The 19313-nt window shown below is 55.7% G+C and carries 18 protein-coding genes; 14 read left to right on the top strand and 4 right to left on the bottom strand.

Annotated elements, in window-relative coordinates; genetic code table 11:
- Positions 1-11 precede the first annotated feature (11 nt).
- Entirely contained in the window at positions 12-2051 is a 2040-nt protein-coding gene (recG, locus tag DYE40_RS04270; protein ID WP_115307885.1) for an ATP-dependent DNA helicase RecG, read from the bottom strand.
- 405 nt (positions 2052-2456) lie between these two features.
- Here recG and tldD point away from each other — a divergent pair, with 405 nt between their 5' ends.
- On the top strand, positions 2457-3905 hold the full coding sequence (gene tldD / locus DYE40_RS04265; RefSeq protein WP_115307884.1) for a metalloprotease TldD: 1449 nt from the start codon (positions 2457-2459) through the stop codon (positions 3903-3905).
- 102 nt (positions 3906-4007) lie between these two features.
- Here the strand turns inward: tldD and DYE40_RS04260 are convergent, their stop codons facing one another.
- On the bottom strand, positions 4008-4418 hold the full coding sequence (locus DYE40_RS04260) for a DUF2846 domain-containing protein (RefSeq protein WP_115307883.1): 411 nt from the start codon (positions 4416-4418) through the stop codon (positions 4008-4010).
- A 137-nt stretch (positions 4419-4555) separates the two neighbouring features.
- On the opposite strand from DYE40_RS04260, the gene DYE40_RS04255 reads away from it, so the two are divergent.
- Positions 4556-4804, top strand: a complete 249-nt coding sequence (locus tag DYE40_RS04255; protein ID WP_115307882.1) for a helix-turn-helix domain-containing protein — start codon at positions 4556-4558, stop codon at positions 4802-4804.
- 452 nt (positions 4805-5256) lie between these two features.
- Here the strand turns inward: DYE40_RS04255 and sstT are convergent, their stop codons facing one another.
- Entirely contained in the window at positions 5257-6471 is a 1215-nt protein-coding gene (gene sstT, locus DYE40_RS04250; protein WP_115307881.1) for a serine/threonine transporter SstT, read from the bottom strand.
- Positions 6472-6556: 85 nt separating this feature from the next.
- Complete coding sequence (locus DYE40_RS04245) at positions 6557-6919, bottom strand: YbaN family protein (protein ID WP_115308282.1); 363 nt, start codon at positions 6917-6919, stop codon at positions 6557-6559.
- Positions 6920-7178: 259 nt separating this feature from the next.
- On the opposite strand from DYE40_RS04245, the gene DYE40_RS04240 reads away from it, so the two are divergent.
- From DYE40_RS04240 to uvrB, 12 genes are all read left to right on the top strand, one after another.
- The gene (locus tag DYE40_RS04240; protein WP_115308281.1) at positions 7179-8051 is read left to right on the top strand and encodes a DMT family transporter; all 873 of its coding nucleotides are present in this window, start codon (positions 7179-7181) and stop codon (positions 8049-8051) included.
- Between the two features lie 254 nt (positions 8052-8305).
- On the top strand, positions 8306-9895 hold the full coding sequence (locus tag DYE40_RS04235) for an inorganic phosphate transporter (RefSeq protein ID WP_218564332.1): 1590 nt from the start codon (positions 8306-8308) through the stop codon (positions 9893-9895).
- Between the two features lie 145 nt (positions 9896-10040).
- Positions 10041-11714 carry a type IV-A pilus assembly ATPase PilB gene (pilB, locus tag DYE40_RS04230; protein WP_115307879.1) on the top strand — a complete coding sequence of 558 codons (1674 nt, stop codon included), beginning with the start codon at positions 10041-10043 and terminating at the stop codon, positions 11712-11714.
- 24 nt (positions 11715-11738) lie between these two features.
- Positions 11739-12962 (top strand): type II secretion system F family protein, encoded by a 1224-nt coding sequence (locus DYE40_RS04225; RefSeq protein ID WP_115307878.1) that lies wholly within the window; start codon positions 11739-11741, stop codon positions 12960-12962.
- Positions 12963-12968: 6 nt separating this feature from the next.
- Positions 12969-13850: a prepilin peptidase gene (locus tag DYE40_RS04220; protein ID WP_115307877.1), complete on the top strand. Its 882-nt coding sequence runs from the start codon at positions 12969-12971 to the stop codon at positions 13848-13850.
- Entirely contained in the window at positions 13847-14458 is a 612-nt protein-coding gene (coaE, locus tag DYE40_RS04215) for a dephospho-CoA kinase (RefSeq protein ID WP_115307876.1), read from the top strand. Before DYE40_RS04220 ends, coaE begins: the two co-directional genes overlap by 4 nt.
- A gap of 4 nt (positions 14459-14462) precedes the next feature.
- Entirely contained in the window at positions 14463-15224 is a 762-nt protein-coding gene (gene zapD / locus DYE40_RS04210) for a cell division protein ZapD (protein WP_115307875.1), read from the top strand.
- A gap of 16 nt (positions 15225-15240) precedes the next feature.
- Positions 15241-15429 (top strand): DNA gyrase inhibitor YacG, encoded by a 189-nt coding sequence (locus DYE40_RS04205; RefSeq protein WP_115307874.1) that lies wholly within the window; start codon positions 15241-15243, stop codon positions 15427-15429.
- Positions 15430-15509: 80 nt separating this feature from the next.
- Positions 15510-16118 (top strand): HI_0552 family protein, encoded by a 609-nt coding sequence (locus tag DYE40_RS04200; protein ID WP_115307873.1) that lies wholly within the window; start codon positions 15510-15512, stop codon positions 16116-16118.
- A gap of 187 nt (positions 16119-16305) precedes the next feature.
- Entirely contained in the window at positions 16306-16782 is a 477-nt protein-coding gene (greA, locus tag DYE40_RS04195; RefSeq protein WP_115307872.1) for a transcription elongation factor GreA, read from the top strand.
- A 132-nt stretch (positions 16783-16914) separates the two neighbouring features.
- Positions 16915-17175 (top strand): RNA chaperone Hfq, encoded by a 261-nt coding sequence (hfq, locus tag DYE40_RS04190; RefSeq protein WP_115307871.1) that lies wholly within the window; start codon positions 16915-16917, stop codon positions 17173-17175.
- A 90-nt stretch (positions 17176-17265) separates the two neighbouring features.
- Positions 17266-19296 (top strand): excinuclease ABC subunit UvrB, encoded by a 2031-nt coding sequence (gene uvrB, locus DYE40_RS04185; RefSeq protein ID WP_115307870.1) that lies wholly within the window; start codon positions 17266-17268, stop codon positions 19294-19296.
- Positions 19297-19313 lie beyond the last annotated feature (17 nt).

Genomic DNA, 19313 nt, shown 5'->3' with positions numbered 1-19313 from the left:
GCCTGTTGCGTTTACGCGCCCAAATAGCCTTCGCGGCTGGCGAGCCATCTGTCTAAGTGTGCTTTGACGATTTCGGGGTTTTGTTCGATCAGTTGCGGGGCGATTTCGCGGGCGCGTTCCAAAAGCTGCAAATCTTGTTCGAGATTGGCAAAGCGCAGCATGGGTACGCCGCTTTGGCGTGCGCCGAGAAATTCGCCGGGTCCGCGGATATTGAGGTCTTGGCGGGCGATTTCAAAGCCGTCGGTGTGTTCGTAAATCACTTTGAGCCGCGCTTTGGACAATTCGCTCAGGGGTTCGGCAAACAGTAAGACGCACACGCTTTTGGCCGCACCGCGCCCGACGCGCCCGCGAAGCTGGTGGAGCTGCGCCAGCCCCATGCGTTCGGCGTGTTCGATGACCATCAGGGCGGCGTTGGGCACGTCCACGCCGACTTCGATTACGGTGGTGGCGACAAGTACGTTCAGACGGCCTGCGGAAAAATCAGCCATCACAGCGGCTTTTTCGGCGGCTTTCATGCGGCCGTGTACGAGGCCGATATTGAGTTCGGGCAAGGCCGTCTGAAGCTGTTCGAGGGTTTCGGTGGCGGTTTGTAACTGGAGGGTTTCACTCTCTTCAATCAGGGGGCAGACCCAATATGCCTGCTGGCCTTTGCGGCAGATGCCCAACAGATAGCCTTCGACTTCGGCCCGGCGCAGGCTGTTGACGAGACGGGTTTGGATGGGGGTACGGCCGGGAGGCAGCTCGTCAATGACGGATACGTCCAGGTCGGCAAAAAAGCTCATGGCAAGGGTGCGCGGAATGGGGGTGGCAGACATCATGAGCTGATGTACGTCGCGGCCTTTGTTTTTCAGGGCAAGGCGTTGGGCAACGCCGAAACGGTGTTGTTCGTCAACGATAACGAGGCCGAGGTTTTGAAAGACAACCTCGTCTTGAAACAGGGCGTGCGTGCCGACGGCAATTTTGGCGAGGCCGTCTGAAAGTAGGGCTTTGGCTTGCTCTTTGGCTTTTTTACGCTGGCTGCCGGAAAGCCATACGATGTCGAGACCGAGCGGCGCAAACCATTGTTTGAATTTGATGAAATGTTGTTCGGCCAGGATTTCGGTGGGCGCCATCACAGCCACTTGCGCACCGGCTTCGATAGCGGCAAGCGCGGCAAGCGCGGCGACGATGGTCTTGCCGCTGCCTACGTCGCCCTGCAACAGGCGGTGCATGGGGAAAGTTTGCGCCATATCCCGACGGATTTCGGCTACGGCGCGCTCTTGTGCGCCGGTAAGAACGAAGGGCAAAGCGTTGCACAGGGTTTGGCTGAGCGAGCCGTCGCCGACCAGCGGCATAGCTTGGCCGCTGACACGTTTTTGCCGCGCCAGCCGCATGGAAAGCTGCTGCGCCAACAATTCGTCAAACTTGAGCCGCTGCCAAGCGGGCAAGGTGCCGTCTGAAAGCTGCGCGGCGGTAAATTCGGGCGGCGGAGCATGCAAAAGGCGCAGGCTTTCGGCCAGATGGGGCAGTTTCAAACGGCCTAACAATGCGTCGGGCAGGGTGTCGTGCAGCGGCGTGGTGTCCAAGGCCGTCTGAATGATGCGGCGCAGGGTGGGCTGGTTGAGACCGTTTACGGTGGGGTAAACGGGCGTGAGACTCTCGGCCAGACCGCCGGTTTCGGCATCGCGGATTTTGGGGTGAATCATCTCGTCGCCGTGAAAACCGTGTTTGATTTCGCCTACGGCACGGATGCGCCTGCCCACGGCCATTTGCTTCTGATGACTGGGATAAAAGTGGATAAAACGCAAAAACAACACGCTGCCCGCGCCGTCGCCGATTTGCACGATAAGCTGTTTGCGCGGTTTGAACATCACCTCCTGATGCAGCACCTCCCCTTCTACCTGGCACGGCACGCCTACGGGCGCATCTCGCAGCGGCATGATGTGGGTTTCGTCTTCATAGCGCAGCGGCAGATGCAGCACCAGATCCCAGGCGGTGTGCAGATTGAGTTTTTCCAGCTTCTTGGCGGCGGTGTCGGTGATTTTGAGCTGCTTTTTGGTTTCGGGAGTCATGGCGGATTCGGACGCGGGCGGAGGCGCGGATTATAGCAAGCCTGTCCCGTCCCACACGGCGGCGTGCAGGCAAGGCACAAAAGCACAAGCCCGCAACATACGCTGCGGGCTTGGCCGGTTCGGTTTTGAGTATCGAGGAAAAAGACTGAATCGTATAGGAGGCCTCCGTATCGGATTGGGAAAAATGACTGAAAACTTTGTTTAAGGGCATCGGCGTGCTGCCGATATGCGCATAATATCGCCAACGATAACAATTACCAAGCGTAATTTTTATTTTTTTTGATTATTTGTCGTAACAGTATGTTTTATAAAGAAAGAAATTTCACGCTTTTTATATGCCGCGCCGCCTGCCGCAAAAACGGCGATGACGTATAATCCCATCCGATTTTATCCGATGCACAAGCTATGACACACAACACGCTCTCCCACACCGTCCGCCAAGACCTCCTCGCCGCCAACGGCCTCTCCCCCGAAGACCTTGCCCGCAGCCTCGCCCTCATCGGCGCACACCACGTCGATTACGCCGACATCTACTGCCAGCGCACCGCTTTTGAAAGCTGGCATTTGGAAGAAGGCATGGTCAAATCGGGCAGCTTCCAAATCGGCCAGGGCGCGGGCGTACGCGCCGTGTCGGGCGAAAAAACGGCGTTTGCCTATACCGACAGCCTCGATGAAGCCGGCATCCGCCGCTGCGCCCAAGCCGTACGCGCCATCGGTGCGGCCGGGCAGGAGGCGCATGTCCGCAGGCCGTCTGAAAAAGCCGTCCGCCGCGTACACACAGCGGACAACCCCATCCCCAGCATGGATGCCGCTGCCAAAGTCGCCCTGCTGCACCGCGTCGAAGCCCTCGCCAAAGCCGCCGATCCGCGCATTGTGCAGGTCATGGCGGGGCTGACCTGCGAATACGACCTCATCTACATCACCCGCCTCGACGGCCGCCACGCCGCCGACATCCGCCCGCTGGTGCGCCTGAGCGTGAGCGTGATTGCCAAACAGGGCGAACGGCGCGAAATGGGCAGCGCGGGCGGCGGCGGCCGCTACGGCTTGGACTTTTTTGACGAAGCCCTGGTCGGCCGCTATGTGGACACCGCCGTCAGACAAGCCCTCACCAACCTCGAAGCCCGCCCCGCCCCCGCAGGCGCAATGAGCGTCGTCCTCGGCAGCGGCTGGCCCGGCGTGCTGCTGCACGAAGCCGTCGGCCACGGCCTCGAAGGCGATTTCAACCGCAAACAGACCAGCGCGTTCTCCGGCAAAATCGGCCGGCGCGTCGCCGCACCGGGCGTAACCGTAGTCGACCAGGGCAACATCGACGGCCGGCGCGGCTCGCTCAACATCGACGACGAAGGCAACGAAACCCGCCGCACCGTCCTCATCGAAGACGGCATCCTCACCGGCTATATGCAGGACGAAACCAATGCCCGCCTGATGGGCGTGCCGCCCACCGGCAACGGCCGCCGCGAAAGCTACGCCTCCGCCCCGATGCCGCGCATGACCAACACCTTTATGGAAAACGGCACGCACAGTCCCGAAGAAATCGTCGCCTCGCTCGACAAAGGCATTTACGCCGTCAATTTCGGCGGCGGCCAGGTTGACATCACCAGCGGCAAATTCGTCTTCTCCACTTCCGAAGCCTGGTGGGTGGAAAACGGCAAACTGCAATACCCCGTCAAAGGCGCAACCATCATCGGCAACGGCCCCGAAGTGCTCAAACACGTTTCCATGATCGGCAGCGACACCGACCTCGACAGCGGCGTGGGCGTGTGCGGCAAAGACGGCCAGAGCGTGCCAGTGGGCGTGGGCCAGCCGACGCTGCGCATCGACGCAGGACTGACCGTCGGCGGCAGCGAAACGTAAAGGCCGTCTGAAAAACGATAAAGCATATGGTAGAGGCCGTCTGAACAGTTTTCAGACGGCCTCTTTCACAGATTGGACACCCGTATCCGATCTCCGCTTGATTTAGAAACTCTGTTTCAAATTCCGAATGCCTTTTTCGCATTCGTTCAGCGAAACGGTTTCCAGACGGGGGCGACCAACCCACACGCCCATATCTACCCCCGCTCTGACACAGCGTGTTTCATCCGGTTTCAACTCAACCAATGTGCTGCGTTTTGCTTCCGTTTGCGCCCAAATATCATACTCTCCCGGCGGCAGTTCTTTTTCCAAATAGCCCCCGTTGCGCAAACGGCCGATGACTGTATCGTTCGCCGCAACTTTGAAATGTACACCGCCGCCAACAAACGCTTTCGGCCGATAAACATAGAGCATGGACTGCCCTTCGGAAGGCTGCTTGAAGCTGTCAAATTGCGTACCGGTTGCCGCGCAGGCGGAAAGCATTAAAGCGGCAAAAGCGACAGGTAAAAATTTCATGTTCAATTTCCCTTTTTGTTAAAAACAGTTTTTGATTGAAAAATTTCACATGTTAATTTTTAAAATATCAACTATGGTTTGCTAAATTTAGTCTATCGAAAATTATTTGAGATTCAGTATCTTTCCATACTGAACAAATGGATACAAACAATGAGGTACATCCGTACCGCCTGCTTTTCGCCCAAAATATGCGAAAGATACGCCGCCTGAAAGAAATGTCTCAAGAAGCTCTCGCTTTTGAAGCGCAAGTCAGCCGTGCATACATCTGTGAAGTCGAGCGCGGCAACCGGGCGGTTTCTATTGATGTCATGGGACGGATTGCCGATGCTTTGGAATTGCCCCTAGAGCACCTCTTATCCAAGGATGTGATAAGCCATATTAATTAATATCATTAAAATACAACGTGTTAATAACAACAGGATGGATAACTCGTAGCCCATGCAGTAAAAAAACAGCCGAATGCCGACAGTGGAGGGCTTTTTTCGCAGGATTTCCGCCACATCCGGCAGGGTGTGTCGCACAGCGACGCACGCGTTGCGTGATGTGCAAACCGTTTGGGCGGCTGCCGTTCCGACACCATGCCGCCCACGCCGACGGCAAGCAGCACAAAGGCCGTCTGAAAACCGTAACGCAGGTTTTCAGACGGCCTCTGCCGTTTATAGTGCTTGTCGGGTCAACCCGTGGTGTAGCAGAAAACGCGTGCGCCGCTGTGGGCAGCACACCATACACGACGGCGGGAATCCGTTTGCAAATGGTCTTTCGTTATGTAAAGGCCGTCTGAAAAACGGAAAACGCTTTTCAGACGGCCTGTTATTTATATATTGCAAATATCGCGTGCCTAGCTCTCGCGGCGGCTGCCGAGATCGACGGCAGCGGTAAACAGCACGTCGGTGGAGGAGTTGAGCGCGGTTTCGCAGGAATCCTGTATCACGCCGATAACGAATCCCACGCCGACAACCTGCATAGCGATGCTGTGGTCGATGCCGAACAGGCTGCACGCCAGCGGAATCAGCAGCAGCGAGCCGCCGGCCACACCCGACGCGCCGCACGCGCTGACGGTGGCAACCAGACTCAGCAGCAGGGCGGTGGGGAAATCGACCACAATGCCCCTAGTGTACGCGGCGGCCAGAGCCAGCACGGTAATGGTAATGGCCGCGCCCGCCATATTGATGGTCGCACCCAGCGGGATAGAGATGGAATAGGTGTCTTCATGCAGTCCGAGCTTTTTCGCCAGAGACATATTGACAGGGATATTGGCGGCGGACGAGCGGGTGAAAAAGGCGGGGATGCCGCTTTCGCGCAGGCAGAGCAACACCAGCGGATAGGGGTTTTTACGGATTTTCCACCAGACAATCAGCGGGTTGAACACCAGCGCGACAAACAGCATACAGCCGACCAATACGGTAAGCAGCTTCACATAGCCCAAAAGCGCGTCAAAGCCGGTTTCCGCCAGCGTGGAGGCAACCAGGCCGAAAATGCCCAGCGGGGCAAAACGGATAATCCAGCGGACGATGGCGGAAACCGCGTCGGCCACATCGGCCACCACGGTGCGCGTGGCCTGCGAGGCGTGGCGCAGGGCGAAACCGAGCAGCAGCGACCAGGCAAGAATACCGATGTAGTTGCCGCCTGCCAGCGCGCTGACGGGGTTGTCCACCAGCTTCAGCATCAGGGTTTGCAGCACTTCGAGTATGCCCTGGGGCGGATTGAAGCCTTCCTGCACGCCGCCCAGCGCGATTTTGGTGGGAAACGCCAAGCCCGCCGCCACGGCCACCAAGGCCGCGCCGAGCGTGCCGATGAGATACAGCAGCAGCACCGGCTTGATTTGGGTTTCGTTGCCTTTCTGATGCTTGGTAATGGCCGCCGTTACCAGCACAAATACGAGAAACGGGGCAACGGCCTGCAACGCGCCAACAAACATTTTGCCGAGTATCTGCACCGCCATGGCCGCCTGCGGCGACACCGCATACAGCGCAATGCCCAGCAGCAGGCCGATAACGATTTGTTTGACTACGTTCATGCGCAGCAGGGTATGGAAGACCGTATTGCCGGACATTGTTTACACCTTTACATATCTTTAACAAAGAGCCGCATTCTATAAGAAACGGCGCGGATTGAACAGCAAACCGTGCCGCACGGATTCAGGCATCGGGCAGCCGCCACATCCACGCCGCGCTGGGCAGGCACACCGCCGCCACGCCGCCCGCCACCCACCATTGTTCGGGAAACCGCCACAGCAGCAGGATGCAGGAAAAGGTCATCATGGCAAAGGCGAAATATTTGGCACGGCGGGGGACGGCGCGTTTTTCCTCCCAGTTTTGCACCATCGGGCCGAAATAGCGGTGGTGGTAGAGCCAGGCGTGAAAACGCGGCGAAGCCTTTGCCCAGCACAGCGCGGCCAGCAGCACCAGCGGCGTGGTCGGCAGGCCGGGCAGGACGATGCCGATGATGCCTAAGGCCAGCGACACCGCCCCAGCCAGCCACAACAGCGAGCGTGTAATCATGTTTTGTTTTTTCCTTTTATTGTTTTGCGGCGGGACGGGTTTGCGCCCGGGCGGCTTTGAAACAGCCCGCAATCATACTTTTTTTCACGGCGGCACGAAAGCATGAGGCCGTCTGAAATGCAGGCCGCGCGGTATTTTTCAGACGGCCTGCCTCGGTTACAATCCGCCGCTTTGAGGCCGTCTGAAAAAATGCCGCCGCACACGGAAGGCGTTTTTGATGTTTTCAGACGGCCTTTCCAATGTCCCGCAAGGAAATTTCATGCTGTATCAAATTCTCGCCCTTTTGGTGTGGAGCAGTGCCTTTATCGCTGCCAAATATGCGGAAACAATGGCCGATCCCGCGATGACGGTACAGATGCGGCTGATTGTTGCCGCGCTGATCGTGCTGCCCGCCTGCCGCCGCCATATCGGAAGGATTCCGAAAGACAAATGGAAGCCGCTGCTGTGGCTGTCGTTTCTCAATTATGTCGGCGTGCTGATGTTGCAGTTTATCGGTTTGAAATACACCTCTGCTTCCAGCGCGGTTACGGTTATCGGCCTCGAGCCGCTGCTGATGGTGTTTATCGGCCATTTTTTCTTTCGCGACAAAGCACAGTGGTTTCACTGGCTGTGCGGCGCGGCCGCTTTCGCGGGTGTGGCCCTGCTGATACTGGGCGGCGGCACGGAAGGCCGCATCAGCCTGTTCGGCTGTCTGCTGGTTTTCTGCGGCGGCATCGTGTTTTGCAGCATCACCCGCCCGACACAGCGGCTGATCGCCCAAATCGGCGCACCCGCCTATACCTCGGTGTCGCTGGCGGCCTCCGCCCTGCTCTGTCTGCCGTTCACGCTGCTGCTGGCGGAAAGCTACACGGTGGACTGGAATCTGCGCGGCACGGCGGCGGTGCTGTATCTGGGCGCGGGCTGCAGCTGGCTGGCCTACCTGCTGTGGAACAAAGGAATGCTTTCCATGCCCGCCAATATCACGGGCGTGCTGCTGTCGTTGGAGCCGGTGTTCGGCGTACTGCTGGCGGTGCTGGTGTTGGGCGAACACATCACGCCGCTGTCGTGGCTGGGGATTGCGGTGGTTGTGGCGGCCACGTTCTGCCCGGGCGCACTGCCGCAAATCTCCGCAAAAAAACGGCAGACCGTCTGAAAAGTGTTGTACGCAACACCGAAGACATTACGCAATGCGGCAGGAATATTTCACAAATAGTCTTTTTATTTACATATGCTTGCTTGCCGAAATTTAAAAAAGACAGGCAATGCGGGGCAGGCGGGCGGCGAAAAATCCCACTCCGCCGGCCTCAAAACCTTTCAGGCCAATGCCGTTGAATCTATAATGCGTCCTGTCCGCAGAGCCGAACCCGCCGCCTCTGTTTCATTTTATCTTTCAAGGAATGTGAAATCATGGCTCAAACGAACGCTGCTTCGGGTCCCATGTACAAAACCAATTTTGTATTCGCCGCCATGCTTATCGGTATGGTCGGCTATTTTATTTATTGGGGTGTGGGCTACACCAACCACAACCACACCGCAATGTTCCTGCTCGCCACGCTGTTCGGCGTATTCATGGCCTTCAATATCGGCGGCAACGACGTAGCCAACTCGTTCGGTACTTCGGTGGGAGCCGGCACGCTGACCATTCCGCAGGCTCTGATTGTGGCAGCCGTGTTCGAAGTGAGCGGCGCAGTCATCGCCGGCGGTGAGGTAACCGCCACCATCCGCAACGGCATCGTGCGCATGGAAGCCCTGCCGATGGAACCGATGCAGTTTGTTTATGTGATGATGTCCGCTCTGCTGGCGGCCGCGCTGTGGCTGCTGTTTGCCACCAAAAAAGGCCTGCCGGTCTCCACGACACACGCCATTATCGGCGGCCTGGTCGGCAGCTCGATGATGCTGGGCTATCTGCTGACACGCAATGCGGACGGCACATTCGCACTGGTGCAGTGGGACAAAATCGGCTCCATCGCCATATCGTGGGTTTTGTCGCCAATGTTGGGCGGGCTGGTTTCCTATATTCTGTTTTTCCAGATAAAAAAGCACGTTCTCGACTACAACGACGAAATTGTGAAACGGCTGAAAGAAGTAAAGGCCGAACGCAAAGCCTATAAGGAAGAACACCGCCTGCGCTTTGAAGCCCTGCCCGAACAGGAACGCTTGGAAGCCGCTTCGGCCATGGCGCGCGACGCTCAGATTTACGGTGAATCCGATTTCGACCCGGAAGAATTGGAGTCGGCCTATTACAAAGGGCTGTACGTTATCGAACAGCGTAAAAGCAGCATCGATGCCTACAAAGCACTGCACTCGTGGGTGCCGCTGATTTCGGCGGGCGGCGGCATGATGATTACCTCGATGCTGATTTTCAAAGGCTTGAAAAACCTGAACCTGGGCATGGGCGACTTGGTCAGCTATCTGACCATCCTGATGATAGGTGCGGGTATTTGGCTGGCTACCTTTATTTACGCCAAAACCCTGAAACGCAAGGATTTGGCCAAATCGACCTTTCTGCTGTTTTCATGGATGCAGGTATTTACCGCCGCAGGATTCGCATTCAGCCACGGCGCAAACGACATTGCCAACGCCATCGGCCCGTTCGCCGCAATCATGGATGTGCTGCGCACCGGCCAAATCGGCGTATCCGCACCCGTTCCCTCCATCGTCTTGCTGACTTTCGGTATTGCCCTGATTGTCGGCCTGTGGTTTATCGGCAAAGAAGTCATTACCACCGTCGGCACAAGCCTCGCGGAAATGCACCCTGCTTCGGGTTTTGCTGCCGAACTGTCAGCCGCATCGGTCGTGATGGCCGCTTCTCTGCTCGGCCTGCCTGTATCCAGCACACACATTCTTGTAGGCGCGGTTTTGGGTATCGGATTGGTAAACCGCAATGCCAACTGGAAAGCCATGAAACCGATCGCCCTGGCTTGGGCCATTACCCTGCCGGCCGCATCCCTGCTGTCGGTACTCTGCTTTTTTATACTCCGGACGGCCTTCGGCTGAAACAGCCTGCCGCCGGCCGATATTTAATGAAATTTACAGATAATAGGAAAATTTTGTCATATGCTGTGCAGTTATTTATAATGGACAGAATTTTTAAAGAATCACAACGTGCGGCAGCATCTGCCGCAAACGGGAACAACATTACATGAGCGTAGGATTATTAAGGGTTTTGACGCAAAACCGCATACTGTCTGCCGAACAGGTCGGACGGTATCAGAAAGCATTGGGAGCCGGAAAAGACATTATTCCGATGCTGTTCGGCGACAGCGTTACCGACCCGAAATCTTTGGCCGAACTACTGGCCGGAATCTTCAATTATCCTGTTTTGGATTTGGGCTATTACCCCCGCAGCAGTATCGTTCCCGACATTCTGCCCGAAGAGCAGATGCAGAAAAACGGCTGCGTTCCGATTTTCAAAAGGGGCGGGAAGATTTATCTGGCCGTATCCGATCCGACACGGATTCAGGAATTCCAAAAACTGATAAGCGGATATTCCGTGGATTTGATTGTCGTCCGGCACGACCAATTGACGACGCTGACCGAATGGCTGGGGCAACGTTCCACCACTATTTTGCGCGAGATGTCCCAAGAACAGCTCGACACCTCCGCGCCGCAGGCACTGTTTATCGATGATCAGGAAGCAGAAGACGGGCCGATTGCACGGTTTATCCAAAAAACCCTGTCTGATGCATTAAATGCAGGTGCATCAGATATACATTTTGAGTTTTACGAACATACGGCGCGTGTCCGCTTCCGTGTCGACGGGCAATTGCGCGAAGTCGTCCAGCCGCCTGTCGCAGTACGCAGCCAGTTGGCCTCGCGCATCAAGGTGATGGCCAAACTCGATATCTCCGAAAAACGCATTCCCCAAGACGGACGTATCCAAATCGCTTTCTCCAAACACGGCCGTCCGACAGACTTCCGTGTCAGCACGCTGCCGACTTTGTTTGGCGAGAAAGTGGTAATGCGTATTTTGAATTCGGATGCCGCATCACTGAATATCGACCAACTCGGGTTTGAAGATTTTCAAAAAGATTTGCTGCTTGAAGCCATCCACCGTCCGTACGGCATGGTCTTGGTAACCGGCCCGACCGGTTCGGGTAAAACAGTCTCGCTTTATACCTGTCTGAACATCCTGAATACCGAAGGTGTGAACATCTCCACGGCTGAAGACCCTGCCGAGATCAACCTTCCGGGCATCAATCAGGTCAACGTAAACGACAAACAAGGCCTGACTTTTGCCGCAGCACTAAAATCGTTTCTGCGTCAGGATCCGGACATCATCATGGTAGGTGAGATTCGTGACTTGGAAACAGCGGATATCGCCATTAAAGCCGCACAGACAGGCCATATGGTGTTTTCCACCCTGCATACCAACAACGCGCCTGCCACTTTGTCCCGTATGCTGAATATGGGTGTCGCACCTTTCAATATCGCCAGCTCGGTCAGCCTGATTATGGCGCAAAGGCTGTTGCGCAGGTTGTGTTCCAACTGTAAGGAACCCATGGACAGGCCGCCGGAACACGCCTTGAAAAAAACGGGCTTTACCGACGAAGACCTTGCCAAAGACTGGACAATGTACCGGGCTGTCGGCTGCGATAGCTGTCGTGGAAAAGGATATAAAGGACGTGCGGGTGTTTACGAAGTCATGCCGATTACCGATGAAATGCAGCGGGTCATCATGGAAGGAGGCACCGAAGTGGACATTCAGCAGATGGCTTACAAAGAAGGCATGGTTGATCTGCGCAGAGCGGGTTTACTGAAAGTGATGGACGGAATTACCTCTCTTGAAGAAGTACTGGGCAATACTAACGACTAATCGAAATCGAAACGGACTGGGAAAATGAAAAACAACCGAGTAAATAAAGAAAAAGGCAAACGTTTTACCTTTGAAGGCAAACACACCCAAAGCGAACAGATAGTACGCGGCGAAGTGGTTGCGGCCAATGAGGAAGATGCCCAAAGAAAACTATTGCGCAGAGGCATCAAACCGATGCGCATTACCAAAGTAAAGGCAACACGTAGAAAACGCATTACGCAGGAAGATATTACTGTCTTTACCCGCCAACTTGCTACCATGATGAAAGCAGGTTTGCCGCTGATGCAGGCTTTTGAAATTGTAGCGCGCGGACACGTAAATCCGTCGATGACACAGTTACTGATGTCTGTCAAAAGTGATGTGGAACAAGGACAATCCATGGGTTCCGCTTTCGCCAAACACCCCAAATACTTTGATCGTTTTTACTGTAATTTGGTCGCAGCGGGCGAAGCAGGCGGCGTTTTGGAAAACCTTTTAGACAAACTCGCCGTTTATAAAGAGAAGACACAATCAATCAAGAAAAAAGTCAAATCAGCATTGACTTATCCTATTGCCATTATCGTAGTCGCCATCGTGCTGGTCATTGTAATGATGATGTTTGTACTGCCTGCCTTCGGTAAAGTTTATAAAGACATGGGGGCAGAACTTCCTCCTCTGACCCAGTTTATGATGACTACATCCGAATTTTTCGTCAGCTATGGCTGGCTGATAATTATAGGCTTGATTGGTGGAGTAGTGGCTTTAATCCATATACATAAAACATCACCGAAATTCCAGAAGAAAGTGGATGCTTGGCTTTTGAAGATGCCTATTTTCGGTGCGATTGTCCGCAAAGCCACTATCGCGCGTTGGGCAAGAACTACTGCCAGCCTGTTTGCAGCCGGCGTACCCTTAGTGGAAGCCTTGGACTCCGTAGCGGGCGCATCGGGCAACATCCTTTACGAAGAAGCTACACTCAATATCAAATCACAAGTCAATCAAGGCTTATCTCTGACTTCCGGTATGCAGAGTACCGGCCTGTTCCCCAATATGGTTATCCAAATGGCTGCTATCGGAGAGGAATCCGGTTCTTTGGACGATATGCTGAATAAAGCGGCAGAATTTTATGAAGAAGAAGTAGATACGGCGGTAAACCAACTGTCTGCGCTGATGGAGCCCATCATCATGGTGGTGCTTGGCGGTATCATCGGTACCATATTGGTAGCCATGTACCTGCCGCTGTTCAACCTGGGCAACGTAGTCGGCTAAGCGTTTATGGGCGATTTTTATCTGCGTATGGCTGAGAATTACGGCTCATGGGTTGTCCATTTGTCCGTGATTTTCGGCCTGCTGGTCGGCAGCTTTCTCAATGTTGTGATTTACCGCCTGCCCGTTATGATGGAGCGGGGATGGACTTTGTTCGCCAAAGGCCATCTCGGCATTGAGCCGACAAAAGAAGAGCTGCAGCCGTTCAGCCTGACCAAGCCTGCTTCCCGTTGCCCGAAATGCGGAAATATGGTTAAGCCATGGCAAAACATTCCCGTCATCAGCTATCTGCTGCTCAAAGGGCAATGCGGCCACTGCCACACGCCCATCAGCATACGCTACCCTGCTATCGAAATTCTTACCGCCTGCATGTTCGGAATCGTAGCCGTGCGTTACGGCTGGTCTTGGCTGACCCTTACCGGTTTGGTGTTTACCGCCATCCTGATTGCACTGACCTTTATCGATGCCGACACGCAATACCTTCCCGACGAACTTACCCTGTCGCTGATATGGTTGGGGCTGCTGGCCAACTGTAACGGCAACGGCCTAATCAGCTTGCAGCAGTCCGTAATCGGAGCCGTGTGCGGCTATATGAGCCTGCGGCTGCTGAACGCATTGCACAAAGCGGTACGCGGCATTGACGGCATGGGTGGAGGAGACTGGAAGCTGTTGGCCGCGCTCGGTGCATGGTTGGGGGCTGCCGCATTGCCCGTTGTCGTTCTTGCCGCCGCAATCTTCGGCATTGTTTCCGCACTTATATTGCGTGTCAGACAGAAAGAGCCGATTGCATTCGGCCCGTGTCTGGCTGTTGCCGGATGGCTGATATTTATCGGTTACGACAAAGTTTCCGCCGGTATCCGCTGGTGGCTGCGCATGTCGGGTTTCTCATGACAGTCTGGATTGGTTTGACAGGCGGAATCGGCAGCGGAAAATCACAGGCCGCTGCCGAATTTGCGTCTTTAGGCACACCGGTATTGGATACCGACCAAATCGGACGCGAACTGACTGCGGCACAGGGCAAGGCTCTGCCTCTCCTGCGGCAGGCTTTCGGCGGGGAAATATTTTCAGACGGCCTCCTGAACCGTGCCGCATTGCGGCAAAAGGTTTTAGATAGCGAAAAAGAAAAAAAACGCTTGGAAAACATCCTGCTGCCGCTAATTTTAGACGAAGCCGTACAACGGCGGCAGCAATACTGCGGACACATATACGGTATAATCGAAATCCCGTTATTGGCCGAACAGCCTGATTTCCAACAAATCGTCGGCAGCATCTTACTGATTGAAGCAAACGAGAAAACGCGGATTGCCCGCATCATGGAACGCAGCGGCCTTACCGAAACGCAGGTGCGGCAGTTTGTTGCCGCGCAGGCAGGCGACAGACAACGCCGCCGCTTGGCCGACGAAATCCTGCTCAATAACGGCAGCATACGGGATCTGCGGCAGAAAATAGGCCGTCTGCATCCGTACTATCAGGCACGTTTCCAACACACCACACCATAACGCCATGATTACATTCGAACACCCGCTGTCCGAGCGCGTACGCAATTTCCTGAGGATCGAATACCTCTTCAAACGTTTCCAGGACGAAATATCCTGCCCGCATTCCGTATGGGCGCACCATCTCGCCCTGTCCACCCTGTTTGACATCATGGAATCCGCCGCCCGTGCCGAATTAAAACTCGACATCTTGCAGGAATTGGAACGCCAGAAACAAATGGTAGCGCAGTCGCGTACACAGGAATCCGCGCAAATGTTGCAGGAAGACCTGAAACAAGTGGCGCAGGGTCTGCTCGGCATTCAGCAGAAATTCGGCCAGCACCTGCGCGAAAACGAATGGCTGATGGCACTCAAACAAAGAATGCTCGTTCCCGGCGGCACCAGCCCGTTCGATCTGCCCTCTTATTATTATTGGCAGCAACGTCCATTCGAAGAACGCCTCGCGGATCTGCAAAAATGGATACGCACCCTGAAACCCACCTACGACGCGATTTCCGTCCTGCTGCGCATCCTGCGGCAAAACTCATGGGAAGTATCCTGCGTTGCCAGACACGGAAACTACCAGCACGCCAGCCTCGCACAAAACATCCACCTGCTCAGCATCGAAGTCGGTAAAAACCACCGTGTCATGCCCGAAGTATCCGCCAACAAATACTTTACCCACATCCGCTTTCTCGCCATCTCCGAAGAACGCCCGCGCGGCCCGCAAGTGGACAAAGACATCCCGTTCAAAATGATGATGAGCAGCTTCAACCGCGAAGTCGGGTAGGAAAGCGAGCAAACCGATGGATGCCCCCGCCCCAACCGTCAAATGTCCCCGCTGCGGCCGACCCGCCGAATTTTCGCCGCGCAACCCACACCGCCCCTTTTGCTGCAACCGTTGCAAAACCGCAGACCTAGGCGCGTGGGCCGACGGCAGCTACCGTGTCCCCGCCGAAGAAGAACCCTTTGCCGCGCCGCCGCTACCGCATTAGCCGCATACAGGCCGTCTGAAACATCACAGTATGGTTTTCAGACGGCCTCATCCCTTCCCCAACCACCCGACGACAAGCCCATGCTTACCCCGCAACACAGCCGCCTGTTCGACATTCCCTTTTACCAGTTTGCCCAACTCAAAAAATACCAACCCGAAGCCATCCCGAAAATCAAAGCCGACTACAAAGCCGCCTGGCAAGACTGGCAAACCCTGATCAAACAAGTGGCCGCCGATCTCGGCAGCCCCTTCGCCCCGCCGCACATCGAACGCTGGTGCAACGGCTGGCAGGTACGCGCCCACTTCTTTGCCTACTTCAAATACGCCCAATACAGCGATGCGGCCGCCATCCTTTCCGTCCTCCTCAACCGCCGCCGCCTTACCGTCAGCCTCGACTGGCACTGCTACAAAGCCGCCATCTCCCCCATCGCCCTGCCCCAATACAACCAATGGCTGGACACGCTCGACCGCGAACGCTACGCCGCCTTCGAACTCTGGCACGGCGCACAAAGCGAATACGCAGACTACCCCGCAGTTGCCGACGCTCCCGCCGAATTGGCAGACGACAAAGACTTCTTCTGCATCGGCCGCCACATCGAACGCGACGACCTCGGCAAAACCGACAGCGCGGCATGGATTGCGCAAACCATACGCGAACTGCTGCCGCTCTACGAAGCCTGTTTCCGCTAGCCGCACGCAGCAGAGAGGCCGTCTGAAACGGAGAAACGCATTTTCAGACGGCCTGCGCCGTAGAGATTGCCAAAGCCCGCATTTTTGGTACAATGCCGCACCAACCCGATACCGCAAGCCGCCGTTTACCGCGCGGCTTGCCTTTTTGTATTTTTCAACAACGACAAATATTCAGGAAAACACCGGAATGAAAAAAATCCCCCTCACCCTGCGCGGCGCGGAAAAACTCAAAAGCGAGCTGCAACAACTCAAAAGCGTGGCGCGTCCCGAAGTGATCGCCGCCATCGCCGAAGCCCGCTCGCACGGCGACCTGTCGGAAAACGCCGAATACGAAGCCGCCAAAGAGCGTCAGGGTTTTATCGAAGGCCGCATTGCCGAAATCGAACACAAACTCTCCCATGCCCACGTTATCAACCCCGCCGAAATCCACGCCGAAGGCAAAGTCGTATTCGGCGCAACGCTCGACCTCGAAGACCTCGAAAGCGGCGAACACGTCCGCTACCAAATCGTCGGCGAAGACGAGGCCGACATCAAATCCGGCAAAATCTCCATCGGTTCGCCCATTGCCCGCGCCCTCATCGGCAAAGAAGAAGGCGACGTAGCCGAAGTGCAGGCACCCGGCGGCGTGCGCGAATACGAAATCGTCGCGGTGGAATACATCTGACACCCGCCCGCGCTGCGGCGGATTCCCTGACTAAGGTAGTCAAAAAAGCCGATAACCGTTACAATCCGCCGATTCCCGAAAAATGCGTCTCACAGCGCAATAATCAAAACCATCCGAAACGGAGTATAAATAATGACAACAGCCAAAGGACAACAGTTACAAGATCCTTTTTTGAACGCACTGCGCAAAGAACACGTGCCGGTATCCATCTACCTGGTAAACGGCATCAAACTGCAAGGCCAAGTTGAATCTTTCGACCAATATGTCGTACTGCTGCGCAACACCTCGGTTACGCAGATGGTGTACAAACACGCCATTTCCACCATCGTTCCCGCACGCGCCGTCAGCCTGCAACACGAAAAAGCCGACGAAAGCGAAGCAGCGGCGGAATAAGCCCGCCGCATCATGCAAAGGCCGTCTGAAAAGTTTTCAGACGGCCTTTTGCTATAATCCCGCCCCCGACACACTCCGCGCAGCCCCGCCATGCAAGTCATCCAATACGAAAACTCCCCCTTCAAACTCCACCAGCCCTTTCCCCCCGCAGGCGACCAGCCCGCCGCCATCGCCGGCCTGCTCGAAGGGCTTTCAGACGGCCTCGCCTTCCAAACCCTGCTCGGCGTAACCGGCTCGGGCAAAACCTACACCATGGCCAACGTGATTGCCCAAAGCGGCCGCCCCGCCATCATCATGGCGCACAACAAAACGCTGGCGGCGCAGCTTTATGCCGAAATGCGCGGCTTTTTCCCCGAAAACGCGGTCGAATATTTCGTTTCGTATTACGACTATTACCAGCCCGAAGCCTATGTGCCCAGCCGCGATTTGTTCATCGAAAAAGACAGCGCCATCAACGAACACATCGAGCAGATGCGCCTTTCCGCCACCAAAAACCTGATGACGCGCAACGACGTGGTCATCGTCGCCACCGTGTCCGCCATCTACGGCATCGGCGACCCCACCGAATACCAGCAGATGGTGCTGTCGGTCAAAGAAGGCGACACCATCGAACAGCGCGACATCATCTCCACCCTCGTTTCCATGCAGTACGAACGCGGCGACGTAGACTTCAAACGCGGCAGCTTCCGCGTGCGCGGCGACGTGATTGACGTATATCCCGCCGAAAGCTCCGAAAACGCGCTGCGGATTTCGCTGTTTGACGACGAAATCGACCGCCTCGACCTGTTCGACCCGCTTTCAGGCAGCCTGATACAGCGCGTCGGCCGCTACACCGTATTCCCGTCCAGCCACTACGTTACCCCGCGCGACACCGTCTTGCGCGCCTGCGAATCCATTAAAGAAGAACTGCGCGAACGCATCGGTTTCTTTACCAAAGAAAACCGCCCCGTCGAAACCCAGCGCATCGAACAGCGCACCCGCTTCGACCTGGAAATGCTCTACGAAATGGGCTTCTGCAAAGGCATCGAAAACTACTCCCGCCACTTTTCCGGCAAAAAAGAAGGCGAACCGCCGCCCACCCTGATGGACTACCTGCCCGACAACGCCATCATGTTTATCGACGAAAGCCACGTTACCATCGGTCAAATCGGCGCGATGTACAAAGGCGATGCCAGCCGCAAGCAAAACCTCGTCGACTACGGTTTCAGGCTGCCCTCCGCCCGCGACAACCGCCCGCTCAAATTCCACGAGTTCGAACGCATCGTGCCGCAAACCATATTCGTCTCCGCCACCCCCGCCAAATACGAAGAAGAACACGCCGGCCAAATTGTCGAACAAGTCGTCCGCCCCACAGGCCTCGTCGACCCGCAAATCGAAATCCGCCCCGTTGCCACCCAAGTGGATGATTTGCTAAGCGAAATCAACATCCGCATCCAAAAAGGCGAGCGCGTGCTCGTAACCACCCTCACCAAACGCATGGCCGAACAGCTCACCGACTATTACAGCGAGCTCGGCATCAAAGTCCGCTATCTCCACAGCGACATCGACACCGTAGAACGCGTTGAAATCATTAGAGATTTACGCCTCGGCCTGTTTGACGTGCTCGTCGGCATCAACCTTTTGCGCGAAGGTCTCGACATCCCCGAAGTCTCCCTCGTCGCCATACTCGATGCCGACAAAGAAGGCTTCCTGCGCTCCCACCGCAGCCTGATCCAAACCATAGGCCGCGCCGCCCGCAACGTAAACGGCATCGCCATCCTCTACGCCGACAAAATCACCGACTCCATGAAAGCCGCCATCGGCGAAACCGAACGCCGCCGCGAAAAACAGATTAAATTCAACCAAGAACACGGCATCGTGCCGCAGCAGATTACCAAACAGGTCAAAGACATCATCGACGGCGTGTACCACGAAGATTCAGGCAGCCCCAAAGGCAAAGGCCGTCTGAAAAACAAAGTGAAAGTCGGCGAAATCCACACCGAAGAAGACGCAATCAAAGAAATCGCACGCTTGGAAAAACAAATGCAGCAGGCGGCAAGGGATTTGCAGTTTGAGGAGGCGGCGGTTTTGCGGGATAGGATACGGGGGATTAAAGAGGGGCTGTTGTTTGGGGCGGAGTAGAGAAATTTAAACTTAAC

The organism is Kingella potus, assembly GCF_900451175.1.
GTDB classification, from domain to species: Bacteria; Pseudomonadota; Gammaproteobacteria; order Burkholderiales; family Neisseriaceae; genus Neisseria; species Neisseria potus.
Note: the sequence above shows the minus strand (reverse complement) of the source record. Positions and strands in the feature narration are given on the sequence as shown.